Here is a 25,579-nt window from a genome sequence, read left to right as displayed (position 1 = left end):
ACCGGACTTTGCCATGCCCGTCTTCGCCATTCCTTTCCCGATGATCGACCCCGTCGCGGTGCAGCTCGGGCCTTTGGCGATCAAATGGTACGGGCTTGCCTATGTCGTCGGCCTGCTCGGCGGCTGGTGGTATGCGCGCAAGCTCGTCGCTGCCGACGGCCTGTGGGGCGGGCGGGCGCGGCCTCAAGCCATCGAACTCGACGACATGTTGCTCTTCGTCGCCTTCGGCGTCGTGCTCGGCGGGCGCATCGGCTTCGTGCTGTTCTACGATCTCGCGCGCTATCTCGAACGTCCGCAGGACATCTTCGCGATCTGGCAGGGCGGCATGTCCTTCCATGGCGGCCTGATCGGCGCGACGCTGGGCCTGTGGCTCTTCGCGAAGCGGCGTGGCTATCCGGCGCTTTCGGTGTTCGATCTCGCGGCGGCCGTGGTGCCGATCGGACTTCTGCTCGGGCGCATCGCCAATTTCATCAATGGCGAGCTCTGGGGCCGGCCGGCGCCCGATTTCCCCTATGCCATGGTGTTCCCGAATGGCGGGCCGCTGCCGCGCCATCCGAGCCAGCTCTACGAGGCCTTCGGTGAAGGGCTGCTGCTCTTCATCCTTGTGAACGTGCTGGTCCGCTTCGGTGGCTTCAGGCGGCCGGGCTTCGTCGCGGGCGTCTTCGGCATGGGCTATGCGGTCGCCCGGATCGTCTGCGAGTTTTTCCGCGAGCCCGATCCGCAGCTCGGCTTCCTGTTCGGGACATCGGTCGATGCTCTTTCGGGCGGCATCACCATGGGCATGCTGCTCTCGCTACCGGTGTTTTTCGCCGGCCTGTGGCTGGTGCTGCGCAGCAAGCACGAGGCGCCCGGCGAGGCGCGGGCTTGACCACGCTCAAGGCCGAGATCGTCGACCTGATCCGGCAGGAAGGGCCGATCGGCATCGGCCGCTACATGGCGCTGGCGCTCGGCCATCCGCGCCATGGCTATTACATGACGCGCGATCCCCTTGGGGGCGAGGGCGATTTCACCACGGCGCCCGAAATCAGCCAGATGTTCGGCGAGCTTATCGGTCTCTGGGTGGCCCATGCCTGGCAGGCTATGGGCGCGCCCGCGCGGTTCCGACTCGTCGAACTCGGGCCGGGACGCGGGACGCTGATGGCCGACATGCTGCGGGCGACGCGAATCGTGCCGGGCTTCCATGCGGCCCTATCGATCCATCTCGTCGAAACCAGTCCTGTGCTGCGCGGCCGGCAGGCGGCAGCGCTGAAGGCATTCGAGCCGGTCTGGCACGATACGGTTGTCGGCGCGCTTGACGGCCCGGTCATCGTGGTCGCCAACGAGTTCCTGGACGCCCTGCCGCTCGACCAGTTCGTGATGACGGCGGAAGGCTGGCGCGAGCGGCTGGTCGGGCTCGGCGATGACGGCGATCTCGCCTTCGGCCTGTCCGCAGCGGGCGAGAGCGGGCTGAACATCGCCGCGCCCATCGGCAATGTGTTCGAGCAGCCTTCGATCGCGCTCGATATCGTCGCGCAGCTCGCCGGCCATCTCGCTTCGGCAGGCGGGGCGGCACTGCTCATCGATTACGGCTCGGCGCGTTCCGGCTTCGGCGACACGCTGCAGGCGATGAAACGGCATGAGTTCGTCGCTCCGCTCGCGGAGCCCGGCGAGGCGGATCTCACCGTCCATGTCGATTTCGAGCGGATGGGGCAGGCCGCTCTCAAGGCCGGCGCCGCGCTACACGGCCCGGCTACGCAGCGCGATGTCCTGCTGGCACTCGGGCTTCCGCAGCGGGCGCAGGCGCTGTCGCTCAAGGCGAATCCCGACCAGCGCGCGGCGATTTCGGTCGCCTTCGACCGCTTGATCGCGCAAGGCGAGACCGGCATGGGCGATTTGTTCAAGGTTCTCGCGCTATCGCAGCGGAACCTGCCGCCCCTGCCCGGATTTGACCTTCATCGGCTGCCAGATCGGGGCTGAACCCAGCGGGCCGCTCGCGGCCTCGCGCAACCGGACCTGCTTCATGTTCATCACCGCCTGCGAGCTCGCCGGAGAAGCCGGCATCCGTCACGCCTTCTTCACCCGTGAAGGCGGCGCCTCGACCGGAATCTACGCGTCGCTGAACGGCGGGCTCGGCTCCGCCGACGATCCGGCGGCGATCGCCGAGAATCGGGCACGGATGGCGCGCCATCTCGAAGTCGCGCCGGAAAACCTGATCAGCCTCTACCAGGTCCATTCGGCCGATGTCGAAGTGGTGACGGGCCCCTGGCCGGGCGATCGCCCCAAGGCCGACGCGATGGTGACCTCCGCCTCGCATGTCGCGCTTGGCGTCTCTACCGCCGATTGCGGGCCGATTCTCTTTGCCGATGGCGAGGCGCGGGTGATCGGAGCCGCCCATGCCGGCTGGAAGGGCGCCTTCATCGGCATCGTCGGTGCGACGGTGACGGCAATGGAGAAGCTCGGCGCCCGGCGCGAGCGCATCACCGCCGTGCTCGGCCCGACGATCAGCGCCAAGGCCTATGAGGTCGGCCCGGAGTTCAGCGAGCGCTTCAAGGCCGAGAACCGGACCTATGCGCGTTTCTTCACGCCATCCGAGCGCGCTGCGCATGCGATGTTCGACCTGCCGGCCTTCATCGGGCTCAAGGCGCAGGAGGCGGGAATCGGCCGGTTCGTCGATATGGGCCTGTGCACCTATGGCGACGAGCAGCGCTTCTTCAGCTATCGGCGCACGACCCATCGCGGCGAACCCGATTACGGCCGCCTGATCGCGGCGATCGCGCTCGACTGAGCCGATAGCAGTTGATGGAGCGGTGCGGCGGCTTGTCGCACGGCTTCGGCAGGCGCATCGTTCCCCTGGCCGGGGAAACGCATCGCTTCCTTCAGGCACGCGTTCTTCGGGCGATGCATCGAGATGCAGAGGGCCGAGATGGAACAGCTTCTGATGAACCTGATCGCCGGTGCGATCGGCGGCAATGCGGCCGGTAAGGCCAGCCCGAGCTTCGACCTCGGGACGCTCGGCAACACGATTTCCGGGCTCGTGGGCGGTGGCGTGCTCGGGCAGCTGATCCCGCTTCTGCTGCCGGCGATCAGCGCGGCGGCGCAGGGCGGCAATCTCAGCGTCGGCGGCATCCTGACCAACCTGATCTCGGGCGGTGCCGGCGGCGCGATTCTCACCGCGATCATCGGCGCGCTGAAGAACAAGGCCGCCTGACCGGCCTCTGGCGGTTCTGTGAGGTCCTGGCTCCTCGCGGGGGCCGGGCTGCGCAAGGCGCACGGCTACGGCCTTGCACGAAGGGCCGGGCGGCGGCGATGCTGTCGCTGTCTGCAAAAGCCCGCGAGGCGATCTTGTCCCGTTCGATTACCTATTACTTCTCGTTACATTCGCCCTGGACCTATCTCGGCAATGCGGCCTTTCACGAGATCGCCCGGCGGCATGGCTGCGCGATCGACTACCGGCCGATGCCGCTGCGCTCGGTGTTCGACGAGACTGGCGGCCTGCCGCTGCCGAAGCGGCATCCGGTCAGGCAGCGCTATCGGCTGCTCGACCTCCAGCGCTGGCGCGCGGCGCGGGGCCTGCCGCTCGTGCTGCAGCCGAAGCATTTTCCGTTCGATCCGTCATCGGCCGATCGCATGACGATCGCGATCCGGGCCGAGGGCGGCGACCCCTACGCCTTCATCAACGATGTGATGGCCGGCTTGTGGGCGCGGGACGAGGACATGAGCCGCCCCGAGGCGCTACTGGCCTGCGCGGCGCGGGCAGGCTTCGACGGGACGGCCTTGCTCGACGCGGCCGAGGGGCCCTCAGTCAAGCTCCGCTATGAGGAGACCCTGGGCCAGGCCGTCGAGGCCGGCGTCTTCGGCGCGCCGAGCTATGTGCTCGATGGCGAGGTGTTCTGGGGGCAGGACCGGCTCGATCTGCTGGATGCAGCGCTGGCCAGCGGCCGCGCGCCCTATCGCGCCGAAGGCGCTCTCTAGCGAATCAGCCGATGATGTCGGGCGTGCGCCAGCCGAGGTGCTGCCCGGCGTCGACGGCGATCATCTGGCCGGTCACGGAACTGGCGCGGGCGAGATAAAGCACAGCGTCGGCGATCTCCTCAGGCGCTATCCTGTGCCCGAGCAGGGTGCCGGCGGCTTCCTGCTCCAGCCGGTCCGCGCCATCATAGCTGTTCGGGAAGGTCGGGCCGGGGCCGACGGCATTAACACGGATGCGCGGGGCCAGCGCCTGCGCCAGGGTCCGGGTCGCTGTGAGCAGCGCGGCCTTGGTCAGGGTGTAGGAGTAATATTGTGGCGTCAGTTTCCAGACGCGCTGGTCGACGATATTGACGACGGCGCCTGTCGCGCCGGCCGGCAGGCGCTCCGCCATGATGCCCACCAGCTGGGACGGGGCGCGCAGGTTGATCGAGAACTGACGGTTCCAGGTGGCGATATCCAGCGATCGGACATCGTCGGCAAGGAAGCTCGCGGCGTTGTTGACGAGAAGCGTGACGGGGCCGAGCGCCGCCTCGGCCGCGGGAATCAGGGTCGCGACCGCCGCGGGGTCGACGAGATCGGCGGTCAAAAGGCAGGCCTTCGCCCCGCTCGCCTCAAGTTGTCTCAACAGAGCTTCGGCATCCTCGCGGCTGTCGCCGTGGTGGATCGCGACGGCATAGCCGGTGCTTGCCAGCTTTTCGACGATGGCGCGGCCGATTCGGCGGGCGCCGCCCGTGACGAGCGCAACCTCAGCCATCGCGGTCCTCGCGCTTCGCAGGGTGCGTCGTCGCCTGGGCGGAAGCGCGCCGCTGAAGGCGACGCTCCCAGTGCTTGGCGACGCGCAGATAGCGATAGAAGGCGTAGTTCATCGCGGTCATGAAGCCGTAGATGCCGCGCAGCGCATGGCGCCGCCCGATATAGGCCTTCAGGAAATTGGCCGGGAATTCGGCGACCAGCCGGAAGACGGAAAGCGTGCCGCCGCGTGCATCGAGGTCGTCGGCCTGCGCGTCGCTATAGGCATTGAGCTTGTCCATCTGTTCGCCCAGCGAGCGGACGGAGAAATGATGCACGGTCCCGCGCAGGCGCCCGACCTGCGCATCCGCGGCGAGATCGACGCGATCATGCACGGGCGAGGCCGAATAGCGGCCTTTGCTCTTGCGGTAGAGGCGCACGGGGGCGAGCGCATAGGCGAAGCGATGCGGTGCGCCCTCGCCGGGAAAAATCTCGGCGATTCGCACCTTGTAGGCGTCCTTCGTCGGCGCGCCATTGGCGAAGAGAGCGGATATCTCGGCGGCAAGGTCCGGCGGGACGACTTCATCGGCATCGAGATTGAGCAGCCAGTCGTGGCGGCATTGGTCCTCGGCGAAGCGCTTCTGCTGGCCGTAGCCCGGCCAGGCGTTGAAGATGACGCGAGCGCCGAGCGACTCGGCCAGGGCCTGGGTGCCGTCGCTCGATCCGGAATCGACGACGACGATGTCGTCGCTCAGCGCCCGCGCCGCTTCGATGGTCCGGCCGATCCGGTCCGCCTCGTTCTGGGCGATGATGAAAATCGAGAGGGGCAGCACGGTTCTTCTTCGGTTCCTGTCGTCTCAAGGCTTAAGCACGGGCGGGACGGAGCGGCAAGACAGGCGAAAAAAGCCGCAATCGCCGCGGGAACCTTGGATAAGCAGCCGCGTTTGTAGGCCGGGCCATGTTCCTAGGGCGGCGTGGGGTCGAACTACTGTTAGTATTCGATTTACCATGGTGGCTAGTCGCTGGTTGGTTAACCTGGTTTTACCTATTTGCGTTCAGTTATCGCATTCGTGCCGCATTTCTGCCGCGGTCTGCAAGGCAGATGTGCTTCCGATGCAACAGACAAAGCCGGCTCCCGGTCTTATAACGGGTTCATCGAAATCAACCGCCGGGTTTTCCCGGCGACAGCGACGACTAAGGAGTTTGTCATGAAGAAGTATCTGCTTGCGAGCGTTGCCGCGCTCGGTCTCGTCGCCGCTGGCGCCGCTTCGGCCGCTGACCTGCCGTCGCGCAAGGGCCCGGTTGTGGCTCCGGTCTACGTTCCCGCCTTCACCTGGACCGGCTTCTACGTCGGCGCCAACGCCGGCTACGGCTGGGGCAACGTGAACGCCAACGGCTTCGCCAATGTCGGCGATCTCGACGGCTTCGTCGGCGGTGGCCAGGTCGGCTACAACTACCAGATGGGCCAGTTCGTCGTCGGCCTCGAGGCTGACCTGCAGGCTGCCGATCTCAGCAGCGGCAACAACCTCGGCCTCGTCCGCGTCAAGACCGACTACTTCGGCACGGTCCGCGCTCGCGTTGGCGTCGCCTTCGACCGGTTCATGCCCTACATCACCGGTGGTTGGGCCTACGGCAACGTGAAGACCTCGATCCCGGCTCTGGCGTTCTCGTCGGACCGCAGCCACACCGGCGGTTACGCTGTCGGCGCTGGCCTCGAGTACGCCATCACCAACAACCTGATCGCCGGCGTCGAGTACCTGTACGTCGACCTGGGCGAGAAGAGCATCCTGAACACCGGCACCAAGGTCGGCACCGACTTCTCGGTCGTCCGCGCCCGTCTCAGCTACAAGTTCTGATCCTCTCCTTCCGGAGACAGAACGGACCCGGTGGCCTAGGCCACCGGGTTTTTTTGTTGCCGGCGGGCAAGGCTGCACCGACGCCTGAGCGGGCCCAAGAAAAAAGCCGGCGACCTGAGTCGCCGGCTTTCATCATTTGCGTGAGCTGTCGCCGCTATTCGGCGCGATCAGCCCTTGAAGCGTGTCGCCTCGAATGCCGGGACGCGGGCGGCGAAATCGTCGAGCCAGGCGACGAGCTTCGGATGAGCGGCGCGCCAGGAGCCTTCGAAGCGCAGGTCGAGATAGCCCAGCGCACAGGCGAGCGCGATCTCGCCGACACGCGGGCGCTCCGGGAAGGCGGGCGGCGCAGCTTCGAGCGCGGCCAGTCCACGCGCGACCTTGCCGTCCTGATGGGCGACCCAGTTGGCGTTGCGGGCTTCCTCCGGACGGAAGCGCCCTTCATAGACCTTGAGCAGCGCCGCATCACAGATACCGTCGGCGAGAGCCTGCAAGCGCAACTGGACGAAGCGGGCCTCGCCGGCCGGGATCAGCTTACCGCCGCTGAGATGGTCGAGATAATCGACGATGACGCGCGAATCGAACAGCGTCGTGCCGTCCTCCAGCACCAGCGTCGGAATCTTGCCGAGCGGGTTCTGCTGGCGCAGCACCTCCGTCGGATCGGTCGTATCGGCCGCGACGATCTCGATCTTGCTCATCAGCCCGAGTTCGAGGGCCGCCATCTTGACCTTGCGGCCGAACGGGGAGGCGGGTGAGGAGCGCAGGACGAGCATCGGCGATATCCTTGAGGCGGAGCGATAAAGTGGTCGATCAGCCGTCGGGGCGGATCGCCTCGCAGTGATAGCGCGGGCGCGGCCCCTGGGCGAGCCGCTCGGTCAATGCAGGAAGCAGGATTTCGGCCTCCTCGGCCAGCGTCCAGGGCGGGTTGGCGATCAGCAGGCCGGTGGCGCTGAGGCCGCCGGCCGCTTCGGGGCGGTCGACATCCATTTCGAGGCGCAGGAGCCGGCCGATTCCGGCATCGAGCACCGCATCCATCAGCGATCCGATGCCGCTGCTACCTTTGATCGGATACCAGAGCGCATAGATTCCGGTCGGCCATTTGCGATGCGCCGCGATGAACTGGTCGGCGAGCATCGCGAACTCGTCCTTCTCCTCGAAGGGCGGGTCGATCAGGACAAGGCCGCGGCGCTCCTTCGGCGGCACATTGGCCCGCAATGCCGTCCAGCCGTCGATGGCGAGCGGCTTGCAGCGCTTGTCGCGACCCATGGCCTCCGAGAGCTTCTTGTAGGTCGGGGGGTGGAGCTCGGCGGCGACCAGCCGGTCATCGGGCCGCATCGCGTGGCGGCAGAGCCAGGGCGAGCCGGGATAGGCGCCGGTGCCATAGAGCGCGCGAGCGCCTTCCAGCGCGGCGCGATAGGGAGCGAGCAAGGCCTCGACCGCCGGGGATAGCGGCGAACGGTCGATCCGCGCGACGCCGTCCTTCCATTCATGGGTCCGCAAAGCCTCTTCCGAATCGAGATCGTAGCGGCCGCTGCCGGCATGGGTGTCGATGATGCGGTAGGGCGTCGGCTTGGCGTTGAGATGCAGCAGGATGCGCGTCAGAACGACATGCTTCAGCACATCGGCGAAGTTTCCGGCGTGGAAGCCATGGCGATAGTTCATGCTGCCGTTGGTAGAGGAAGCCGCTCCCGACCGGAAGCGGCAAAGTCCTGCCACATTCGGTTATCAGCGCGGCGCGACGACGGTGAACTCGCGGGCGCGGCAGCCGGAGCGATCAACCTGCTGGCAGGAACGGAAATCGCGGAGATCACGGGTGAAGCAGATCTTCACCTCCTGCAGCACGCCGCGCTTGCAGGCGACCGACATCATGTCCGGACGCAGTCCGGGATTGGCGGCGGCGAAGGCGCGTTCGAGATCGATCGCGGTCCAGGTCTGGTCGCGCTCGGCCTTGGCGAGTGTTGGCGGGATGACCACCTTCTCGCGGGCGCGGCGGACGTCACGAAAATAGTCGCTCGGACTGGAGCCGGTGCAGGTGCCGTGCTTGCGCCACTGGTAGCGGGCGAGGCCTTCGGTCGGGAACAGGCCTTCGGCTTGCTCCATTGCGATTCGCGAGGGTGTGCGGCCGGCCGGGCCGCATTCGCTGGGATAGCCGCGCTCGTTCTGCGGCCAGAGTCCGTGCACGACGAAGCGCAGTCCGGCGCCTTCGCCGCATTGCTCGCGGTTGCGCGAGCGGTCGCCGTCGAGCTCGCAGAAGCCCGGCGACCAGGACAGGGCCAGCACGTAGAAATCGAAATCGCCCGGCGTGCCGCCGCGCTGGCCGAAATCCTGCGCATGGCCGGCCCCGGCGAAGCCGAACAGCGCCAGAGCCGCGATTGCCAGCGATTTCAACATCGGAGAGCCTGCGATCAGGGGCGCGCCATCTTGCAGTCGGGTGCGTGGGTGCGCTGCCGATCGAGGCCGTTGACGCACCAGTTGACGTTCCAGGTCAGGCCGAAGAGGCCGAGATTCTCGCGCACGGAGTAATCGACGCGGCGGAACTTGCCGTCATTCAGCAGAACGCGGCCGCTGCAGAAGCGCCGCGGGATGAAGTCATCTCCCCAGCTGCGAAAGCCGATCTGCCCGATGCGGTCATAGGAGACAGCCTGGAGCGGACCCCAGAACGTGCTCTCGCGCGAATTGAAGCGGTTGGTGACCTCGCCGAGCACCGCCGGATCGTCGCAGCCCGGAAGGTTGCCGTACATCGGGAAGGTGCGGTTCTCTGCGCGGTCCAGCGGATGGACCACGCGGCCGCTTGCCGCGTTGGCGGCAAAGCCCGCAAGGCAGGCGATGGAAACAAGAGCGGTTCGCAGCAGGGCGCGGCGCATGGAATCAGGCCTCGTATGAGAGGGCGAAGATGCCGCGCACGATGGCGATGTGCCGGTCACCGGTCAAGGCGCATGCGCGCGATGCAGCGCCATGCGGGCAAAGGCTGGCCGGCAGAAACCTCCCGCGCTGGCGCGAGGCGCCGTGATCGGACAGATTGGCGGCAGAAACACGGGGAAACGACATCATGGACTGCTTCGACGATCCGGCGGCGCGCATTGAGGATGAGGAAGCCCTGCGCGGCCATATCGGGCCCGTCCATCCGCTGGCGACGGGCAAGGTGCTGCGCCGGCTCGACCAGTTCTGCAAGGACTTCATCGCGCTCTCGCCCTTCCTCGTCCTGGCGAGCAGCGACGCGCAGGGCAATGCCGACGCCAGCCCGCGTGGTGACGGGCCGGGTTTCGTGCGCGTGCTCGACGACAAGACCCTGCTGATCCCCGACCGGCGCGGCAACAACCGGGTCGATTCACTCGGGAATATCTTGTCGGCGCCGGGCGTCGGGCTCGTCTTCATGGTGCCTGGAATTCCCGAGACCCTGCGCGTCAACGGCAAGGGGCGGGCGACGCGCGATGCGGAGCTGTTGGCTCCCTCCGCGATGCAGGAGCGCGCGCCGGTGACGGGCCTGATCGTCGAGGTCGAGGAAGCCTATTTCCATTGCGGCAAGGCGCTGATCCGCTCGAAGCTGTGGGATCCGGCGACGCAGGTGCCGCGACACTCCTTCCCGACGCTTGGCCGCATCATCGCCGACCAGACCAAGGCGGTCGATGGCGACGAGGCCGATCGCAATCTCGAGGAAGGCTATCGCACGCGGCTCTATTGAGGCCGTGCGGGGTCGGGGTCCCCGTCAGGGCGCGCCGGCTCCGGTCGCTTCGAGCACGGCGGGCGCCGCCGCGGCCTTGCGTTCGAGGATGAGCAGGACGAGGCCCGCCGCGACGATCAGCGCCGCGCCGCAGAGCATGGCGGGCGTCGGCCAGTCGCCGAAGATGAACCAGCCGAAGACCAGCGCCCAGACGATCAGGGTGTACTGATAGGGCACGACGACCGAGGCTTCCGCGAGCTTGAGCGAGCGGGTGACGCAGATATGGGCCCCCATCGCGACGATGCCGAGCAGGCCGAGCAGGGCGGTATCCTTCAGGCTCGGCGTCACCCAGCCGAAGGGCAGCAGGGCCAGCCCCATCAGGAGGGCGCCGAGCGTCTGCCAGGCGACCAGCGTGACATCGGGCGTGCCGCGCAGCTGGCGGCCGGCGATCATCATCGCGGCGAAGAGGAAGCTGCCGAGCAGCGCGATCAGCGCGGGCATCGACAGGCTGGCGCCGCTTGGATTGAGCGAGATGGTGACGCCGGCGAAGCCCAATGCGATGGCGAGCCAGCGCCGGCCGTCGATGCGTTCCCCGAGCAGGAGCGCAGCGAGGATCACCACCCAGACCGGCGCGGCCAGCCAGATCGTCATGGTGTCGGCGAGCGGCAGGTAGCTGACGGCGAGATAGAACAGCGCGACCTCGCCTGAGCTGAACAGAACGCGCAAGGCCTGCAGGCCGGGGCGCTCCGGCCGCAATGTCCGCTGCACGCCCTGCTTGAAGACGAAGGGCAGGATGACGACGAGCGCCGCGAGGCTGCGCACCACGAGGAGCTGGCCCACCGTGTAGGTGGCGACCAGCCATTTGCCCATCACGTCGTTGAGCGAGAACAGCAGGATGCCGAGCAGCATCATGGCGATGCCGACGAGCGAGGCGTTGCGGGCTGTCATGGCAGGCGAAAGGGTTCCAGAGGCGCGTCACCACTGGCGGAGTCCGGGGCGCGTGGCAATCCGCGTTTCCGCATGCCCCCATGACCCTCAAATATTAAGTATTGACTTAATTAAGTGAATGGCGAAGTAATAGGCTATGGATCGCTTCGCTGCCCTTGCCGACCCGACACGTCGCAGCATCGTCGAGATGCTGGGCGAGCGAGCGCTGTCGGCAGGCGAAATCGGGGCCCGATTCAGCGCCAGCGCGCCGGCGATCTCGCAGCATCTCAAGGTGCTCAGAGAGGCGGGGCTGGTGACGGTGGAGGTCCGGGGGCAGCAGCGGATCTATCGGCTCGATCCGGCGGGGCTCGAAGCGTTCGACGCCTGGCTCGGCAAGGTCCGGCGCTTCTGGGGCCGCCACCTCGATATCCTGGAACAGGAACTCGCAAAGCCCGAACCGGGCGAGGGAGAAACCCGATGAACGAATATGGCGTCGTGTTGGAAAGCGGCGCGGTGCGCTTCGAGCGCCTGCTGCCGGGGCCTGTGGAACGGGTCTGGTCGTATCTCACCGAGTCGGAGAAGCGCGGGCAGTGGCTCGCTTCGGGCGCCTTCGACTTGCGCGTCGGCGGCCGCACGGAGATGTTGTTCAAGCATTCTGACATCACCGACGAGGCACCGCCGGAAGCCTATCGCGAGGTGCATGAGAACGGCGTGCGCTCGACCGGGACGATCACGCGCTACGAGCCGCCCCGGCTCATCGCCTTCACCTGGGGCGGCGGCGGGGAGCCGGAATCGGAGGTCGAGTTCGAGCTCCTGCCGAAGGGCGAGAAGGTCCTGCTGGTGCTGACGCATCGCAAGCTGCCGAGCAAGGCGGAGATGACCAGCGTCTCCGGCGGCTGGCACATGCATCTGTGCCTGCTGGAGGACGCGCTCACGGGCGCACCGCGGCGCGGGTTCTGGTCGCGTTTCGAAGCGCTCGATGCGGATTATGCCGGGCGCTATGCCGACCTGCCCGAGCCGGGCCAGAGCTGACGGTCCAGGCTTATCAGAGGCTCGCCGCCGCCCGCGCCGCCTGGTCGTACTGGCCGGAGAGCGAGCGCATCGCGGCGGCGATCTCGGAGAGCCGGGCCGGATCGGCGCCGGTGGCGCGAATGGATTTGACCAGGAGCTGCTCGCGGATCTGGGCGTAGCGCCGGCAGGCTTCCTCGCCGGCCGGGGTGACCTCGACGGTCTTCTCCTTGCCCTTGCGGCCGCCCTTGAGCAGCTTCAGCCGCTCGAGCTTCTTCAGCGAGTAGTTCACCAGATGCGTGTCCTCGATATTGAGGACAAGGCAGATATCGGCGAGGCGCTTGGCCTTGCCGCGGTGATTGACGTTGTGCAGCACGAGCACATCGAGCGGCGAGAGATCGGCGATGCCGGCTGCCGCCATGCAGCGGATCATCCAGCGCTGGAAGGCGTGCACCGTCATGCTCAGCGCGAACTCGAATTCCGAGAGCGCCGGGAGGGCTCCCGACGCGAGATGGCCGGAAGAGACGATCGGGCCAAGGTCGTCGGGTGGAGGAGGCGATGCGGGCACGGTTCGATCCGGAAGCGGTTCGGGGTTTCCCTCTCCTGATGGAAAGGGAAACCCCGTCTGGATTGGGGCCGAAGGCGGCCGTTACATCTTCTTGTAGGCGTCGACGATGGCCTGGCCTTCGGCACCGGCCTTCTTCAGCCAGTCGGCGGTGAGCTGCTCACCGGCCTTCTTGAAGCCGGTGGCGAGCGCCGGCGAGGGCGCCTGCACCTTCATGCCCTTGGCCTTGAGCTGCTCGATGTACCAGCCGGCCTTCTCCTGCCACATCTTCCAGCCGCGCTCCTCGGCGGCGGCGGCAGCCTTGAGGATCGCGTCCTGCGTCGCCTTGTCGAGCGCGTTGAAGGCCGCCTTGTTGACGAAGGTCGCGTCCTTCGGGATCCAGGCCTGCGTGTCGTAGAAGTGGGTCAGCGATTCCCAGACCTTGGAATCGTAGCCCGTGCCGCCCGACGACATGAAGGAATTGACCACGCCGGTCGCCAGAGCCTGCGGCAGTTCCGCCGCCTGGATCGTGACCGACTGCATGCCGAGCAATTCACCAAGGCGCGAGGTACCGACGTTGTAGGCGCGCCATTTCAGCCCCTTCATGTCCTCGATCGTGTTGATGTCCTTCTTGGTGTAGACGCCCTGCGGCGCCCAGGGGACCATGAAGAGGAGCTTGATGCCCTGAGCGTCGAGCTTCTTTTCGATCGCGGCCTTGGAGGCCGTGTAGAGCTTGCGGGAATCGGCGAAGGACGTCGCCAGGAACGGCACGACGTCGATACCGTAGACCGGGTGCTCATTCTCATGCAGCGAGAGCAGGACCTCGCCCATCTGGGCCTGGCCGGTCTGGACCGCGCGCTTGATCTCGGGCGCCTTGAACAGCGAGGCGTTGCCATGGACCGTAATCGAGAGCTTGCCTGACGTGGCCGCCTCGACGTCCTTGGCGAAGAGGACCAGGTTTTCCGTATGCGGATTGTCGTTGGGATAGGCGGCCGGCAGGTTCCACTTGGTCTGGGCCGAGGCCGAAGCGGCGCTGAGCGTCAGGGCGGCGGCAGCGACGCCGGCGACGAGGAGGCCCTTGATGAAGTCCTTGCGATACATGGTCTTGGCTCCGTTCCCTTGGTTTTGATGCGGTATCATTGAGGCGGAAAGGCCATCTGAGGCAAGACCATCACGATCTGCGGGAAGATCGTGATGATCGCGACGGCTGCGACGAGCAGGAAGAAGAACGGCAGCGCCGCCAGCGCGACCGTGTTCGAGTCCTTGCCGGACATCGTCTGCAGCACGAAGAGGTTGAAGCCGACCGGCGGTGACACCTCCGCCATCTCGACGATCAGCACGAGGAAGATGCCGAACCAGACGAGGTCGAAACCCGCCGCCTTGATCATCGGGATGACGATGGCGGTGGTCAGCACGATCATCGAGATGCCGTCGAGCGCCGCGCCGAGGATGATGTACATCACGGTGAGCGCCGCGATCAGGGCGTAGGGCGAGAGGTGCAGCGAATCGACCCAGGCGGCCAGGGCCGTCGGGATGCCGGTATAGGCCATCGAGGTCGACATGAAGGAGGCACCGGCCAGGATCAGCATGATCATGCAGGTGATCCGGGTCGTGCCCATCACGCTCTGCCAGAAGGCTTCCTTGGTCAGCGAGCCCGACCACCAGGCGATGCCGAAGGAGCCGAGCACGCCCCAGGCGGCGCATTCCGTCGCCGTCGCCCAGCCGAGCAGCAGTGAGAGGAAGACCAGCAGGATCAGCAGCATGCAGGGGATGAGCTGCGCCGATTCCCTGAGCTTCTCGCGCAGCGGCATCTTCGGCTCGCGCGGCGGCGACTGCTCGGGATGCAGCAGGTGCCAGACGATGATGTAGCCGGAATAGAGCGCCATCACGAGCAGGCCGGGCAGGAAGCCGGCGAGGAAGATCTGGATGATCGAGACGTTGGCTGCCACCGCATAGACCACCATGGTGATCGAGGGCGGGATCAGGATGCCGAGCGTGCCGGCGCCGGCCAGCGAGCCAAGCGAGAGCTTCTCGTTGTAGCCGCGCTTCTTCAGCTCCGGCAGGGCGATCTTGGCAACGGTGGCACAGGTTGCGGCGGAGGAGCCGGAGACCGAGCCGAAGATGCCGCAGGCCAGCACGTTGACGTGCATCAGGCGGCCGGGCAGCCAGTTGAGCCAGGGAGCGAGCCCGCGGAACATCTCTTCGGAGAGCCTTGTGCGGTAGAGGATCTCGCCCATCCAGATGAAGAGCGGCAGCGCGGCCATCGTCCAGGAGGCGCTGTTGCCCCAGATGGTCGTCGCCAGCACGGAGCCGGCGGGAATGCCGCCGCCGACGAACTGCATCGCCACCCAGCCGCAGGCCATCAGCGAGATCGCGATCCAGACGCCGCCTGCGAGGAAAACGGCGAGCAGGAGCAGCAGCAGGCCGGAGATTTCGATCATTGCCATCGGATCAAACCCCGCTCGCCATGGCGCGTTCGACGATTTCCTCGTCGGATTTCGCGGGGGGCTTCTCGTAGCGCGGCTCCTGGCCGCGGATCACGACATGGACGAACTCGTCGAGCATCGCGATGAACAGGATGATCAGGCCGCCGGAATAGCCGAGCTGCGGAATCCAGAGCGGCATCGGCACGACACCGCCGGCGACATCGTTAAATTGCCAGGACTGCCAGGTCATGACTGCGGCGTGCCAGGCGAAGAAGCCGGAGAAGCCGAGGCCGAGGATCAGCGAGAACACCTCGAAGCACCAGCGCTTGCGGCCCTGGAAGCGGTCGATCAATAGACCGACGCGGATCATGTCGCCCGACTTGAAGGTGTGGGCGAGGCCGAGAAAGGCCATGGCGGCCATGCACCATGAGGTGAAATCGTCGCCGGCCGGGATGTTGAGGCCGATCTCGCGGCCGACCGACATCACCATCATCAGCACGAAGATCAGGACGAGGAAGACGCCGGCGGCGTAGCCGGCCCAGAGATAGAGCGCATCGAGTGTTCGACGGATCATGGGGTGGGGCGCTCCCACCGGATGGGCGCACCCTCGCGCCCGGTTGCCAGGATTGCTCGCATCGTCGCATCCTCCGCTTTCGCGCCGGCCCGGCCCCTCAGCCATGTTCCAGCCACAATCGGGATCGTAGCCGGCAGAATCGCCTTGTCAACAACTCATCGACGATTTATCGATGATTTGTCAGTGTCGGGCGATCCCGGCTTGTCCAAGGGGGAGAGGGTCTATGTCGGCGGCTCATTGGGACTTCTGGATCGATCGCGGCGGCACCTTTACCGACGTGATCGGCCGCGATCCGGCTGGCAATCTCCATGCCAGGAAGATGCTCTCGGAAAATCCGGGCGCCTATCGCGATGCGGCCGTGCAGGGCATCCGCGAACATCTCGGCCTGAAGGCAGGCGAGCCGATCCCCACCGGGACCATCGGCGAGGTGCGCATGGGCACCACCGTCGCTACCAACGCATTGCTTGAGCGGAAGGGCGATCGCACGCTGCTGGTCACCACCAAGGGCTTCCGCGATGCGCTGCGCATCGGCTACCAGGCGCGGCCGGACATTTTCGCCAAGCAGATCATCCTGCCCGAGGCGCTGTATGATGCGGTCGAGGAGATCGACGAGCGCGTGCTGGCCGACGGCACGGTTGAGCGCGCGCCCGACGAGGCGGCGATCCGCAGCGCCCTGCAGGCGCAATACGATGCCGGATTCCGCGCCGTCGCGATCGTCTTCATGCATGGCTACCGCTACACGGCGCATGAGCAGGTCGCGGCCCGGATCGCGCGCGATATCGGCTTCCCGCAGGTTTCCGTCAGCCACGAGGTCTCGCCGCTGGTGAAGCTGGTCGGGCGCGGCGACACCGCCGTGGTCGATGCCTATCTCTCGCCCATCCTGCGCCGCTATGTGCAGCAGGTTTCCGAGGAGCTCGATATCGCCCGCACCGGCGCGCGCCTGATGTTCATGATGTCCTCGGGCGGTCTCACGGCAGCCGAGCTGTTTCAGGGCAAGGATGCGATCCTGTCCGGCCCGGCCGGCGGCGTGGTCGGCCTTGCCGAGACCGGCCGCTCGGCCGGGTTCGACAAGGTGATCGGCTTCGACATGGGCGGCACCTCGACCGACGTCGCGCATTTCGACGGCGAGTATGAGCGTGCCTTCGAGACCGAGGTCGCCGGCGTGCGCATGCGCGCGCCGATGATGCTGATCCATACGGTCGCGGCCGGCGGCGGCTCGATCCTGCATTTCGATGGGCGACGCTTCCGTGTCGGGCCGGATTCGGCCGGCGCCAATCCTGGTCCCGCCGCCTATCGTCGCGGTGGGCCGCTCGCGGTGACCGACGCGAACGTCATGGTCGGCAAGCTGATCCCGTCCTATTTCCCGGCGATCTTCGGGCCGCAGCAGGACGAGCCGCTCGATGTCGGCATCGTCCGCAACAAGTTCGCGGTGCTAGCGGCTGAGGTCGGCGACGGGCGCTCGCCCGAGGAGGTCGCCGACGGCTTCATCCAGATCGCCGTCGCCAACATGGCCGAGGCGATCAAGAAGATCTCGGTCCAGCGCGGCTACGACATCACGCGTTATGCGCTGAACTCCTTCGGCGGCGCCGGCGGCCAGCATGCCTGCCTTGTGGCGGACGCGCTCGGCATCAAGACGGTGCTGCTGCATCCGTTCTCCGGCCTGCTCTCAGCCTATGGCATGGGGCTCGCCGAAATCCGCTCGACGCGGACATCGGCGCTGGACGTCGCGCTCGACGGCGAGGCCAAGGCCGCGATCGAAGCTGTCGCCACGAAGCTCGCCGCTGATGCGAAGGCAGAAGTCGCAGGGCAGGGCGTCGCCGAGAGCGATATCGCGATCCATGTGCGCGCCCATATCCGCTATTCCGGCACCGATACCGCAATCGCAGTCCCTGCCGGCACGCGCGCCGTGATGCAGGAGGCCTTCCAGACCGCGCACAAGGCGCGCTTCGGCTTCATGGACGAGACCAAGGCGCTGGTCGTCGAGGCGGTCGAGGTCGAGGCCGTCGGTGGCGGTGCGAAATTCGAAGAGGCCGCGGCCGGTGAGCAGGCCGGCGAGCCGGTCGCGGCCGAGCGCACGCGCTTCTTCGCTAAGGGCCAATGGCACGATGCGGCGATCGTCCGTCGCGAGGCGATGAAGCCCGGCCAGAGCGTCGCCGGACCTGCGATCATCATCGAGCCGAACCAGACCGTCGTCGTCGAGGAGGGCTGGAGCGCCAAGCTCACGGCCCGCGACCATCTCGTGCTCGTCCGCGTCAAGGCGCTGATCCAGCAGGCGGCGATCGGCACCAAGGCCGATCCGGTGATGCTCGAGATCTTCAACAACCTGTTCATGTCGATCGCCGAGCAGATGGGCGTGACGCTGCAGAACACCGCCTATTCCGTGAACATCAAGGAGCGGCTCGACTTCTCCTGCGCGGTCTTCGACCAGACCGGCGCGCTCGTCGCCAATGCCCCGCATATGCCGGTGCATCTGGGCTCGATGGACCGTTCGGTCGAGACGGTGATCGCCAACAACCCGGTGATCAAGCCGGGCGACGTCTACTGCCTGAACGCGCCCTATAATGGCGGCACGCATCTGCCGGATATCACCGTCTGCACGCCGGTCTTCGACCCCGAGGACAAGGAGATCCTGTTCTGGGTGGCGAGCCGCGGCCACCATGCCGATGTCGGCGGCACGGCGCCGGGCTCGATGTCGCCGCTGGCGACCAATATCGAGGAAGAGGGCGTCTATATCGACAATTTCAAGATCGTCGATCAGGGCCGCTTCTGCGAGGAGGAACTGGTCAAGCGCCTGACCGGCGCGCGCTATCCCGTCCGCAACGTCGTGCAGAACGTCAACGACCTCAAGGCGCAGATCGCCGCCAACGAGAAGGGCCTGGCCGAGCTGAAGAAGATGATCGGCTCCTTCGGGCTCGACGTGGTGCAGGCCTATATGGGCCATGTCCAGGACAACGCGGCCGAGAGCGTGGCGCGGTTGCTCACCAAGCTGCACGATTCCGAATTCACCTATCCGATGGACCAGGGCTGCGCGATCAAGGTGAAGATCACCATCGATCGCGAGAAGCGCGAGGCGACGGTCGATTTCACCGGCACCTCCGAGCAGCGGCCGGACAATTTCAACGCGCCAGCGCCCGTCACCCGCGCCGCCGTGCTCTACGTCTTCCGCGTCATGGTCGATGACGCGATCCCGATGAATGCAGGCTGCCTGCGTCCGATCAGGATCGTCGTGCCGGAGGGCTCGATGCTGGCGCCGCGCTATCCGGCCGCGGTCGTCGCGGGCAATGTCGAGGTGTCGCAGGCAGTGACGAACACGCTGTTCGGCGCGCTCAAGGCGATGTCCTGCTCGCAGGGCACGATGAACAACCTGACCTTCGGCAACGACCAGTACCAGTATTACGAGACGATCTGTTCGGGCTCGCCGGCTGGCCCCGGCTTCGATGGCACATCGGGCGTGCATGTCCACATGACCAATTCGCGCCTGACCGATCCGGAGATCCTGGAGACGCGTTTCCCGGTCGTGCTGGAGGATTTCCACATCCGGAAGGGCTCGGGCGGCAAGGGCGAATGGACCGCCGGCGACGGCACCTCGCGCACCATCCGCTTCCGCGAGACGATGGATTGCGCGATCCTCGCCTCGCATCGCCGGGTCCGTCCCTTCGGCGTCGATGGCGGCGAGGCGGGTGAACTCGGCAAGACGCTGGTGCGCAGGCTTTCCGGCGCTGTCGAGGAGCTGAAGCCCTCGGACCAGACCTTGCTCCAGGCGGGCGAGGCGGTGACCGTGATCACCCCGACGGCCGGGGGCTATGGAAAAGCCGGGGCTTGAGGTTTAGGTCCGTCTTCTGACCATGGAGACGGACATGCCCCAGACCTGGATGATCACCGGCGCCAATCGAGGCATCGGACTTGCCATCACCATCGAGTTGCTGCGCCGGGGCGATCGCGTGATCGCGGCGGCGCGCAATCCCTGGGGCGGGGCGCTGGCCGAACTCGCGGCCGAGCATCCGGCGGCGCTGATTCCGGTGGAGCTCGACGTCACCTCCGATGCCAGCGTCGCGGCGGCCAAGGAGGCGCTCGCCGGGCAGCCCATCGATGTGCTCCTGAACAACGCGGGCCTTTACGGTCCGCGTGATCGGCAGAGCGGGCTCGATGTCGATTTCGACGAATGGCGCGAGGTCTTCGAGGTCAATGTCTACGCGCCGATCCGGGTGGCGCAGGCCTTCCTGCCGAATGTCGAGGCGGGGCAGGGCCGCAAGATCGCGACGATCTCCAGCCGCATGGGCTCCATCGCGGCCAATCCGGGCAATGCGCTGATCTACCGCTCGTCCAAGTCGGCAGTGAACATGGCCATGGTCGTGTTCGGCAACAGCGTGCGCTCGCGCGATGTCAGCGTGATGCTGTTCCATCCCGGCTGGGTGCAGACCGACATGGGCGGCAGCGGCGCCGACATCACGCCGGCCGAGAGTGCCAACGGGCTGATCCGCACCATCGACGCCTCCGGCATGGCGCAGACCAACAGCTTCCGCGATTACACCGGCGAGGCGATCGCCTGGTGACGGCAGACGGCCTCAGCTCGCCCGCGTCGAGGCGAGCCAGAGCCCGCCGCCGACCAGGAAGCCGCCGCTGAGCTTCGACAAAAGCCGGACGCGATTGCGCGACAGCAGGTGCCCGGCCTTGCCCGAGAGCAGGGCATAGGCGCCATCGCTGAGCGCAGCGAAGACCAGCGCGGTCGTACCCATGATCGCGATCTGGGTGGCGTGGTCGCGCGCGGGATCGAGGAACTGCGGGAAGAAGGCGCCGAAGAACAGGAGCGTCTTCGGGTTGCTGAGGGCGACCAGCGCGCCCTGCAGGAAGAAGCCGCCGCGCGGCGGCTTCGTCGGAGCCGTGCCGTCGAGATCGGCGCCCGCCGAACGGAACATCTTCCAGCCCAGCCAGATCAGATAGGCGGCGCCGGCCAGCCGGAGCCATTCGAACCCATGGCCGAGCGCGGCGACGACCGAACTCAGCCCGATGCCGGCGACGAGGACCATGATGCCAAGCCCGAACTGGGTTCCTGCCACGTTGAGGAGGCCGGCGCGGGTACCGTGCTTCAGGCTGTTGGCGACGATCAGCGTGACCGTCGGCCCGGGAACGATGATGATGACGATGCAGGCGATGAGATAGGCGGAATAGGTTTCGAGCGACATGGCGCTGGTCTCCGGCAGTGTCGCATAGTGATCTGCCGATCTTGATGACCTGTCCAGATGCTCCGCCTTGCTGCGGATCGGGAGATAGTGATGGACCGGACGGGCTTTGTCGTGGAGCCGCTGACGCCCGAGCGCTGGGGCGATCTGGAGGACCTCTTCGGCCCGCAGGGGCCCTGCTATGGCTGCTGGTGCAATCATTTCCGCATGCCGCAGCGATTGCGCAAGCCGTTGCTGGGCGAGGGGGCGCGGCAATTATTCGAGGACCGGGTGAAGAAGGGGCCGCCGCCCGGCGTGCTCGCCTATGCCGAGGGCAAGGCCGTCGGCTGGCTGCAGGTCGGGCCGCGTGCCGACATCCCCGAATGGAACAATCCCCGCCGCGCCTCGACGCCGCTGCCTGATGCACCTGCGGAGGATGCCCGTAACTGGGCGGCCTCCTGCTTCTTCGTGCGCAAGGGCTTTCGCGGCAAGGGCGTCACAGGTGCGCTGCTTGATGGAGCGATGGCCTTCGCGCGCGATAGCGGCGCGCGATTGATCGAGGCCGCGGCTATGGACAATGAGGACAGGCGCAGCGCTGAGGGGCTCTATGTCGGCGCAGAAAGCACGCTCCTGCGCGCCGGCTTCGTCGAAGTTGCGCGGCAGAAGCCGGGGCGACCGCTGCTCAGGCTGGTATTGTGACCGCGAAATCGGCTGTCAGCGGGAGAGCCCACTGAGGAAGGCCGTCAGCCGCTCCAGTGCCTGCTTCCCTTCCGGGCGGCCGAGATCGAACTGGTATTCATGCGGCAGCTTCGGCTCGGCCTCTGGCGGGAAGAATAGGGTGTCGACCCTGACGCCGCGGTCGCGCACGGCCTGCGCCATCACCACCGATTGCGGCGCCAGCGGGTCGCCATTGCCGACCGAGATGAAGCTCGGCGGGAAGGCTTCCGTGACATAGCGCGGTATGGAAGCCTCGGTGATGCGCTCGCTGTCGAAGGGATTCGACGTGCCGAAATAGGCGAGAAGTACGGAACGGATGAAGCCGCCGAAGGGGCCGGTCAGCTCGAAAGCCGTTGGATCGAAGGCGCCGCAGAACAGGACCGTGCCGCGTAGCGCTGCCGCCTCGACGGCAGGTTTCAGGCCGAGCAGTTCCGCGTAGTCCTTGCCCGTCAGGCCGGCGGCGAGCTGGGAGGCGATATGAGCGCCGGCCGAATCGCCCGCCAGCACGATGCGCGTGGGATCGATCCCGAGGCGCTGGCCTTCGCGCTGCAGGAAGCCGAGCGCGGCATTCGCCTGGAGCACGGGGCCGGGATAAGGGGCCGTCGGCGCACGGGTGTAACCGATCGCGACCGCTGCGAAGCCGCGCCCGGCCAATATCTTGAGATAGGGCGCCACGTCCTGCCGGTCGCCGGCGACAAAGGCGCCGCCATGGATCCAGACGATGGTCGGGCGCCCAGGTTCGATGCGGCCCCCCGGCGGAAGATAGATGTCGAGCTTCTCGTCCTCGGCGCCGCCGTAGCGGATATCGCGCTGCTCGCGGATGCCGGCCGGGACATGCGGGGCGAGCGCGGCCGTGGTCTTCGATGCTCCATAGCTGAAGGCGAGGCGCGTCAGCAGCGCCGACGGCCAGGGCGACAGCACGAAGGCGGCATAGCCGATGAAGGCCAAGCCGAGGCAGAGCAGGAGGATTCGTTTGGCGCGGCGTCTCATGGCGTGAAGCTAGGCCGGCCCGCGATCCCTCGCAATCGCGCCGGGACAGGCCTCGCGCGGCGGTGTGGAGGATTATTACGTATCCGGCTAAGTTATTGATATCGTTACGTCATCTTGCTCCGCGTTAACCTCGTGTTCGTTCGCCTCTGTCAGATGGACAGGGACTACGAGACCGAGGCTACGATGCGGCGACTGGGACTGACGGCGAAGATCATGATTTTCTTCGCGCTGCTGGGTCTCGCCGGGGCGCTCGGCCTCGCCAGCGCCTTGCGCGGCTTCGACGAGGCCCGGCGCATCGATGCCGGCGCTTTCTCGGATATCCGCCTTGCCGGCAGCGCTTCGCTTCTGTCCAGCCGGATCGCGGCGGCTGCACTACTCAGCCGGGTCGATGCGGACAGTTCCCGGCAGGAGGTCGAGGTGATGCTCGGCAAGCTCGACGCCGCCATCGATCTGGTCGATGCGGCGCGTGCGCATCTGATCTCGGCCCTGCCGGCGAACCTGCGCGACGCGAACCCGACGCTCGATGCGCGGATCAAGACCTTCATCGCCTTCCAGCATGGCATCGTCGATATCGGCCAGCGCGTCTCGGCCAAGGCCGCCTTGCTGGAGGCCGGCGCCGAGGAGGCGCGGGCCAATGTCGATGAAATCGTCGCGACGACCGCCGCGCTGCGCGATCAGCTCGCGAAGCGGGCCAGCGATGCCTCCTTGCGCGCCGCCGCGCGGGCCGAGGCCGTGCGCTTCCGGACGATTCTCTTCGCGGTTCTGCTGCCGCTCGGAGGCGCGCTTCTCGCGCTGTTGATGCTGCGCAGCCAGCTGACCAGGCCCTTGCGCAATCTGATGGAGGCGATCCGGCAGGCGGTGGCATCGGATCGGGTCATCGACGTGCCGCATCGCGACCGCGCCGACGAGATCGGCCAGCTCGCCCGCGTCGTGCGTCAGCTCAGCGAGGTCAGGGCGACCTTGGTGACGCGCGAGAGCGAGGCCGACGATGCGCGGCGCCTGGAACAGCTCCGCAATGCCGAGCTTGCGGGAATCGCCGACGAGTTCGAGGCGCGGCTCGGCGTCCTGCTCGGCGAGATCGGCCGGTCGAGCGAAGTCCTGCGCATGGCGCTGCAGGACGCGGCGGTTCGCGTCCACCAGATTTCGCGGAGCACCGAGACGGCGGCGGCTTCCGTCGATGGCGCGGGGATCGATGCGCGGCGTTCCAGCGAGGCGGCCCTGCGGCTGGATTTCGTCGTCGGCCAGATCAATGCCGAAGTCCGGCGGGTCTCGGAAATGGCAACCGACGCGACCCGCGAGGCGGCCGGCACCCATGCGCTGGTGACGCGTCTCACCGAGAACGCGGCCCAGATCCGCGATGTCGTGGGCATCATCGATGCGGTCGCGCGTCAGACCAACCTGCTGGCCCTCAACGCGACGATCGAGGCGGCGCGTGCCGGGGCCCATGGCCGCGGCTTCGCCGTGGTCGCCGCCGAGGTGAAGACGCTCGCCAATCAGGCATCGGATGCTGCCGGGCGGATCGTCAGCCGGATCGCGCAGGCCGACGAGGCCCTGTCCCATGCCGCCGAAGCTGTGTCGGCGATCGGGGCCAGCGTCGCGGCGGTTGAGCAGACCGGCACCGAGATCGCGACCATGGTCGGTTCGCATGTCGAGCTGCTCGGCTCGCTCGGCGAGACCGTGGCGCGGATATCCGATGTGACCGGCACGGCCGCGCTGGCGATGGGCGAGATCGCCGCCGCCAATCTCCAGACCGTCGGCCAGGCCGATACCGGCGCGGCGAGCGCAAGGGAGCTTGACCAGCGGATCAACGCCCTCCAGGCCGAGGCCGAGGCTTTCGTCAGGCGGTTGCGCGCCGCCTGAGCGGTTCCGGCATCGCCGGGCTTGCCTCGCGGCCCGACTCGGCCCCATCTGCGCCATGCCTCTTTTAATGATGGTTCCGCGATGAGCTGGTCGCCCCAGCAGGATATGGCTTTGACCGCCGTGGCGCGCTGGCTGCAGACCGGTGAGCCGCAGCTTTTCCGCATGTTCGGCTATGCCGGCACCGGCAAGACCACGCTCGCGCGCCATATCGCCGAGGCGGTCGATGGCGATGTCGTCTTCGCCGCCTATACCGGCAAGGCCGCGCTCGTGCTGCGCAACAAGGGCTGCCATGGCGCGCAGACCATCCATTCGCTGATCTATCGCTCGCGCGGCGTCGACGAGGAGAGCCCGATCTTCGCGCTCAACCGCGACAGCGCGGCGGCCAAGGCGAAGCTGATCATCATCGACGAATGCTCGATGGTCGACGAGGAATTGGGCCGGGACCTGCTTTCCTTCGGCACGCCGGTTCTGGTGCTGGGCGACCCGGCCCAGTTGCCCCCGGTGAAGGGCGGCGGCTTCTTCACCGAGCAGGAACCGGATGTCATGCTGACCGAGGTCCACCGGCAGGCGGCGGACAACCCGATCGTGCGGATGTCGATGATCGTGCGCGAGGGCGGGCAGCTCGAACTCGGCGAATACGGCCCGAGCCGCGTGATCCGGCGGGGCGAGATCAATCCCGAGATCGTCATGGGCGCCGATCAGGTTCTGGTCGGCATGAACAAGACGCGGCGCAATTACAACGCCCGCATCCGCCAGCTGATGGGCCGGACCGACAACAACCCCGTCGCCGGCGAGAAGCTGGTCTGTCTGCGCAACGACAAGAGCAAGGGCCTGCTCAATGGTGGCTCCTGGATCGTTCAGGAGATCAAGACCTCGAAGAAGGGGCTGATCACCATGCGCGTCACGCCGGAGGACGATGCCGGTGGCAAGGCGGTGAAGGTCTCGGTGCTGCCGAACTTCTTCGACGGCACCGAGGATGAAGTGCCGTGGGAGCTGCGCAAGCATACCGACGAGTTCACCTTCGGCTATGCGCTGACCGTGCATAAGTCACAGGGCTCGCAATGGGACGATGTCGTGCTCTTCGACGAGAGCTTCGCCTTCCGCGAGCACCGGGCGCGCTGGCTCTATACCGGCCTGACCCGCGCGGCCGAGGCGGTCACGGTGGTGGTCTAGACGCTGGAGC

The 25,579-nt window shown here is 66.9% G+C and carries 28 protein-coding genes; 14 read left to right on the top strand and 14 right to left on the bottom strand.

Features of this window, described 5'->3' with window-relative positions:
- Positions 1 to 13 precede the first annotated feature (13 nt).
- From lgt to AC3WMA_RS07635, 5 genes are all read left to right on the top strand, one after another.
- Entirely contained in the window at positions 14 to 868 is an 855-nt protein-coding gene (gene lgt, locus AC3WMA_RS07655; protein ID WP_492284810.1) for a prolipoprotein diacylglyceryl transferase, read from the top strand.
- Positions 865 to 1,956 (top strand): class I SAM-dependent methyltransferase, encoded by a 1,092-nt coding sequence (locus AC3WMA_RS07650; RefSeq protein WP_492284809.1) that lies wholly within the window; start codon positions 865 to 867, stop codon positions 1,954 to 1,956. The genes lgt and AC3WMA_RS07650 overlap by 4 nt, the downstream gene beginning before the upstream one ends.
- 43 nt (positions 1,957 to 1,999) lie before the next feature.
- On the top strand, positions 2,000 to 2,764 hold the full coding sequence (gene pgeF, locus AC3WMA_RS07645) for a peptidoglycan editing factor PgeF (RefSeq protein ID WP_492284808.1): 765 nt from the start codon (positions 2,000 to 2,002) through the stop codon (positions 2,762 to 2,764).
- A 138-nt stretch (positions 2,765 to 2,902) separates the two neighbouring features.
- The gene (locus AC3WMA_RS07640; protein ID WP_492284807.1) at positions 2,903 to 3,187 is read left to right on the top strand and encodes a hypothetical protein; all 285 of its coding nucleotides are present in this window, start codon (positions 2,903 to 2,905) and stop codon (positions 3,185 to 3,187) included.
- A gap of 134 nt (positions 3,188 to 3,321) precedes the next feature.
- Complete coding sequence (locus AC3WMA_RS07635) at positions 3,322 to 3,951, top strand: 2-hydroxychromene-2-carboxylate isomerase (protein ID WP_492284806.1); 630 nt, start codon at positions 3,322 to 3,324, stop codon at positions 3,949 to 3,951.
- A 4-nt stretch (positions 3,952 to 3,955) separates the two neighbouring features.
- Here the strand turns inward: AC3WMA_RS07635 and AC3WMA_RS07630 are convergent, their stop codons facing one another.
- Both AC3WMA_RS07630 and AC3WMA_RS07625 read right to left on the bottom strand, forming a co-directional pair.
- Positions 3,956 to 4,702 (bottom strand): SDR family oxidoreductase, encoded by a 747-nt coding sequence (locus AC3WMA_RS07630; protein ID WP_492284805.1) that lies wholly within the window; start codon positions 4,700 to 4,702, stop codon positions 3,956 to 3,958.
- The gene (locus AC3WMA_RS07625; protein ID WP_492284804.1) at positions 4,695 to 5,510 is read right to left on the bottom strand and encodes a glycosyltransferase family 2 protein; all 816 of its coding nucleotides are present in this window, start codon (positions 5,508 to 5,510) and stop codon (positions 4,695 to 4,697) included. Before AC3WMA_RS07625 ends, AC3WMA_RS07630 begins: the two co-directional genes overlap by 8 nt.
- Positions 5,511 to 5,885: 375 nt before the next feature.
- Here AC3WMA_RS07625 and AC3WMA_RS07620 point away from each other — a divergent pair, with 375 nt between their 5' ends.
- The gene (locus AC3WMA_RS07620) at positions 5,886 to 6,533 is read left to right on the top strand and encodes an outer membrane protein (RefSeq protein WP_492284803.1); all 648 of its coding nucleotides are present in this window, start codon (positions 5,886 to 5,888) and stop codon (positions 6,531 to 6,533) included.
- A 167-nt stretch (positions 6,534 to 6,700) separates the two neighbouring features.
- Here AC3WMA_RS07620 and AC3WMA_RS07615 read toward each other — a convergent pair whose 3' ends face one another.
- The 5 genes from AC3WMA_RS07615 to AC3WMA_RS07595 all read right to left on the bottom strand — a co-directional run bounded on the left by AC3WMA_RS07615 (position 6,701) and on the right by AC3WMA_RS07595 (position 9,581).
- Entirely contained in the window at positions 6,701 to 7,303 is a 603-nt protein-coding gene (locus tag AC3WMA_RS07615) for a glutathione S-transferase (protein WP_492284802.1), read from the bottom strand.
- 37 nt (positions 7,304 to 7,340) lie between these two features.
- Complete coding sequence (locus AC3WMA_RS07610) at positions 7,341 to 8,192, bottom strand: 23S rRNA (adenine(2030)-N(6))-methyltransferase RlmJ (protein ID WP_492284801.1); 852 nt, start codon at positions 8,190 to 8,192, stop codon at positions 7,341 to 7,343.
- 63 nt (positions 8,193 to 8,255) lie between these two features.
- Positions 8,256 to 8,921 carry a ribonuclease T2 family protein gene (locus tag AC3WMA_RS07605; RefSeq protein ID WP_492284800.1) on the bottom strand — a complete coding sequence of 222 codons (666 nt, stop codon included), beginning with the start codon at positions 8,919 to 8,921 and terminating at the stop codon, positions 8,256 to 8,258.
- A gap of 14 nt (positions 8,922 to 8,935) precedes the next feature.
- Entirely contained in the window at positions 8,936 to 9,394 is a 459-nt protein-coding gene (locus tag AC3WMA_RS07600; RefSeq protein ID WP_492284799.1) for a hypothetical protein, read from the bottom strand.
- A 4-nt stretch (positions 9,395 to 9,398) separates the two neighbouring features.
- The gene (locus tag AC3WMA_RS07595) at positions 9,399 to 9,581 is read right to left on the bottom strand and encodes a hypothetical protein (RefSeq protein WP_492284798.1); all 183 of its coding nucleotides are present in this window, start codon (positions 9,579 to 9,581) and stop codon (positions 9,399 to 9,401) included.
- On the opposite strand from AC3WMA_RS07595, the gene AC3WMA_RS07590 reads away from it, so the two are divergent.
- Entirely contained in the window at positions 9,580 to 10,212 is a 633-nt protein-coding gene (locus AC3WMA_RS07590) for a pyridoxamine 5'-phosphate oxidase family protein (RefSeq protein ID WP_492284797.1), read from the top strand. The two genes, AC3WMA_RS07595 and AC3WMA_RS07590, sit on opposite strands and share 2 nt — an antisense overlap.
- A 24-nt stretch (positions 10,213 to 10,236) precedes the next feature.
- On the opposite strand, the gene AC3WMA_RS07585 is transcribed toward AC3WMA_RS07590, so the two are convergent.
- On the bottom strand, positions 10,237 to 11,139 hold the full coding sequence (locus tag AC3WMA_RS07585; RefSeq protein ID WP_492284796.1) for a DMT family transporter: 903 nt from the start codon (positions 11,137 to 11,139) through the stop codon (positions 10,237 to 10,239).
- 136 nt (positions 11,140 to 11,275) lie between these two features.
- Between AC3WMA_RS07585 and AC3WMA_RS07580 the strand changes: the two genes are divergently transcribed.
- Positions 11,276 to 11,599, top strand: coding sequence for a metalloregulator ArsR/SmtB family transcription factor (locus AC3WMA_RS07580; RefSeq protein ID WP_492284795.1), 324 nt, complete (start codon positions 11,276 to 11,278; stop codon positions 11,597 to 11,599).
- Entirely contained in the window at positions 11,596 to 12,150 is a 555-nt protein-coding gene (locus AC3WMA_RS07575; RefSeq protein ID WP_492284794.1) for an SRPBCC family protein, read from the top strand. Before AC3WMA_RS07580 ends, AC3WMA_RS07575 begins: the two co-directional genes overlap by 4 nt.
- Before the next feature lie 13 nt (positions 12,151 to 12,163).
- Here the strand turns inward: AC3WMA_RS07575 and AC3WMA_RS07570 are convergent, their stop codons facing one another.
- From AC3WMA_RS07570 to AC3WMA_RS07555, 4 genes are all read right to left on the bottom strand, one after another.
- Entirely contained in the window at positions 12,164 to 12,694 is a 531-nt protein-coding gene (locus AC3WMA_RS07570; protein WP_492284793.1) for a winged helix DNA-binding protein, read from the bottom strand.
- 81 nt (positions 12,695 to 12,775) lie between these two features.
- Positions 12,776 to 13,771: a TRAP transporter substrate-binding protein gene (locus AC3WMA_RS07565; RefSeq protein WP_492284792.1), complete on the bottom strand. Its 996-nt coding sequence runs from the start codon at positions 13,769 to 13,771 to the stop codon at positions 12,776 to 12,778.
- A 35-nt stretch (positions 13,772 to 13,806) separates the two neighbouring features.
- Entirely contained in the window at positions 13,807 to 15,117 is a 1,311-nt protein-coding gene (locus AC3WMA_RS07560) for a TRAP transporter large permease (RefSeq protein WP_492284791.1), read from the bottom strand.
- 4 nt (positions 15,118 to 15,121) lie between these two features.
- Positions 15,122 to 15,670, bottom strand: a complete 549-nt coding sequence (locus tag AC3WMA_RS07555; RefSeq protein ID WP_492284790.1) for a TRAP transporter small permease — start codon at positions 15,668 to 15,670, stop codon at positions 15,122 to 15,124.
- A 223-nt stretch (positions 15,671 to 15,893) separates the two neighbouring features.
- On the opposite strand from AC3WMA_RS07555, the gene AC3WMA_RS07550 reads away from it, so the two are divergent.
- Positions 15,894 to 19,493 (top strand): hydantoinase B/oxoprolinase family protein, encoded by a 3,600-nt coding sequence (locus AC3WMA_RS07550; protein WP_492284789.1) that lies wholly within the window; start codon positions 15,894 to 15,896, stop codon positions 19,491 to 19,493.
- Positions 19,494 to 19,527: 34 nt separating this feature from the next.
- Positions 19,528 to 20,223, top strand: a complete 696-nt coding sequence (locus AC3WMA_RS07545) for an SDR family oxidoreductase (protein WP_492284788.1) — start codon at positions 19,528 to 19,530, stop codon at positions 20,221 to 20,223.
- Positions 20,224 to 20,235: 12 nt separating this feature from the next.
- Here AC3WMA_RS07545 and AC3WMA_RS07540 read toward each other — a convergent pair whose 3' ends face one another.
- Positions 20,236 to 20,853 (bottom strand): LysE family translocator, encoded by a 618-nt coding sequence (locus AC3WMA_RS07540; protein WP_492284787.1) that lies wholly within the window; start codon positions 20,851 to 20,853, stop codon positions 20,236 to 20,238.
- A 90-nt stretch (positions 20,854 to 20,943) separates the two neighbouring features.
- Between AC3WMA_RS07540 and AC3WMA_RS07535 the strand changes: the two genes are divergently transcribed.
- A complete protein-coding gene (locus AC3WMA_RS07535) occupies positions 20,944 to 21,528 on the top strand; it encodes a GNAT family N-acetyltransferase (protein WP_492284786.1) in 585 nt (194 codons plus the stop codon).
- A 15-nt stretch (positions 21,529 to 21,543) separates the two neighbouring features.
- On the opposite strand, the gene AC3WMA_RS07530 is transcribed toward AC3WMA_RS07535, so the two are convergent.
- Positions 21,544 to 22,536, bottom strand: coding sequence for an alpha/beta hydrolase (locus AC3WMA_RS07530; RefSeq protein ID WP_492284785.1), 993 nt, complete (start codon positions 22,534 to 22,536; stop codon positions 21,544 to 21,546).
- A gap of 213 nt (positions 22,537 to 22,749) precedes the next feature.
- On the opposite strand from AC3WMA_RS07530, the gene AC3WMA_RS07525 reads away from it, so the two are divergent.
- Positions 22,750 to 24,396 carry a methyl-accepting chemotaxis protein gene (locus tag AC3WMA_RS07525; RefSeq protein WP_492284784.1) on the top strand — a complete coding sequence of 549 codons (1,647 nt, stop codon included), beginning with the start codon at positions 22,750 to 22,752 and terminating at the stop codon, positions 24,394 to 24,396.
- Between the two features lie 81 nt (positions 24,397 to 24,477).
- Complete coding sequence (locus AC3WMA_RS07520; RefSeq protein ID WP_492284783.1) at positions 24,478 to 25,569, top strand: ATP-dependent DNA helicase; 1,092 nt, start codon at positions 24,478 to 24,480, stop codon at positions 25,567 to 25,569.
- Positions 25,570 to 25,579: the final 10 nt, after the last annotated feature.

This window comes from Allobosea sp. FW305-C-101 (assembly GCF_058783685.1).
This window is presented reverse-complemented; position numbering and strand designations above follow the sequence as displayed.

What these genes read in the sequence shown, in the direction of transcription:
- lgt (WP_492284810.1), top strand. Translation starts at nt 14, where the DNA reads ATGCCCGTCTTCGCCATTCCTTTCCCGATGATCGACCCCGTCGCGGTG.
- pgeF (WP_492284808.1), top strand. Translation starts at nt 2,000, where the DNA reads ATGTTCATCACCGCCTGCGAGCTCGCCGGAGAAGCCGGCATCCGTCAC.
- AC3WMA_RS07640 (WP_492284807.1), top strand. Translation starts at nt 2,903, where the DNA reads ATGGAACAGCTTCTGATGAACCTGATCGCCGGTGCGATCGGCGGCAAT.
- AC3WMA_RS07630 (WP_492284805.1), bottom strand. Translation starts at nt 4,702, where the DNA reads ATGGCTGAGGTTGCGCTCGTCACGGGCGGCGCCCGCCGAATCGGCCGC.
- AC3WMA_RS07620 (WP_492284803.1), top strand. Translation starts at nt 5,886, where the DNA reads ATGAAGAAGTATCTGCTTGCGAGCGTTGCCGCGCTCGGTCTCGTCGCC.
- AC3WMA_RS07615 (WP_492284802.1), bottom strand. Translation starts at nt 7,303, where the DNA reads ATGCTCGTCCTGCGCTCCTCACCCGCCTCCCCGTTCGGCCGCAAGGTC.
- AC3WMA_RS07610 (WP_492284801.1), bottom strand. Translation starts at nt 8,192, where the DNA reads ATGAACTATCGCCATGGCTTCCACGCCGGAAACTTCGCCGATGTGCTG.
- AC3WMA_RS07605 (WP_492284800.1), bottom strand. Translation starts at nt 8,921, where the DNA reads ATGTTGAAATCGCTGGCAATCGCGGCTCTGGCGCTGTTCGGCTTCGCC.
- AC3WMA_RS07600 (WP_492284799.1), bottom strand. Translation starts at nt 9,394, where the DNA reads ATGCGCCGCGCCCTGCTGCGAACCGCTCTTGTTTCCATCGCCTGCCTT.
- AC3WMA_RS07590 (WP_492284797.1), top strand. Translation starts at nt 9,580, where the DNA reads ATGGACTGCTTCGACGATCCGGCGGCGCGCATTGAGGATGAGGAAGCC.
- AC3WMA_RS07595 (WP_492284798.1), bottom strand. Translation starts at nt 9,581, where the DNA reads ATGATGTCGTTTCCCCGTGTTTCTGCCGCCAATCTGTCCGATCACGGC.
- AC3WMA_RS07585 (WP_492284796.1), bottom strand. Translation starts at nt 11,139, where the DNA reads ATGACAGCCCGCAACGCCTCGCTCGTCGGCATCGCCATGATGCTGCTC.
- AC3WMA_RS07580 (WP_492284795.1), top strand. Translation starts at nt 11,276, where the DNA reads ATGGATCGCTTCGCTGCCCTTGCCGACCCGACACGTCGCAGCATCGTC.
- AC3WMA_RS07575 (WP_492284794.1), top strand. Translation starts at nt 11,596, where the DNA reads ATGAACGAATATGGCGTCGTGTTGGAAAGCGGCGCGGTGCGCTTCGAG.
- AC3WMA_RS07565 (WP_492284792.1), bottom strand. Translation starts at nt 13,771, where the DNA reads ATGTATCGCAAGGACTTCATCAAGGGCCTCCTCGTCGCCGGCGTCGCT.
- AC3WMA_RS07560 (WP_492284791.1), bottom strand. Translation starts at nt 15,117, where the DNA reads ATGGCAATGATCGAAATCTCCGGCCTGCTGCTGCTCCTGCTCGCCGTT.
- AC3WMA_RS07555 (WP_492284790.1), bottom strand. Translation starts at nt 15,670, where the DNA reads ATGATCCGTCGAACACTCGATGCGCTCTATCTCTGGGCCGGCTACGCC.
- AC3WMA_RS07550 (WP_492284789.1), top strand. Translation starts at nt 15,894, where the DNA reads ATGTCGGCGGCTCATTGGGACTTCTGGATCGATCGCGGCGGCACCTTT.
- AC3WMA_RS07545 (WP_492284788.1), top strand. Translation starts at nt 19,528, where the DNA reads ATGCCCCAGACCTGGATGATCACCGGCGCCAATCGAGGCATCGGACTT.
- AC3WMA_RS07540 (WP_492284787.1), bottom strand. Translation starts at nt 20,853, where the DNA reads ATGTCGCTCGAAACCTATTCCGCCTATCTCATCGCCTGCATCGTCATC.
- AC3WMA_RS07535 (WP_492284786.1), top strand. Translation starts at nt 20,944, where the DNA reads ATGGACCGGACGGGCTTTGTCGTGGAGCCGCTGACGCCCGAGCGCTGG.
- AC3WMA_RS07530 (WP_492284785.1), bottom strand. Translation starts at nt 22,536, where the DNA reads ATGAGACGCCGCGCCAAACGAATCCTCCTGCTCTGCCTCGGCTTGGCC.
- AC3WMA_RS07525 (WP_492284784.1), top strand. Translation starts at nt 22,750, where the DNA reads ATGATTTTCTTCGCGCTGCTGGGTCTCGCCGGGGCGCTCGGCCTCGCC.
- AC3WMA_RS07520 (WP_492284783.1), top strand. Translation starts at nt 24,478, where the DNA reads ATGAGCTGGTCGCCCCAGCAGGATATGGCTTTGACCGCCGTGGCGCGC.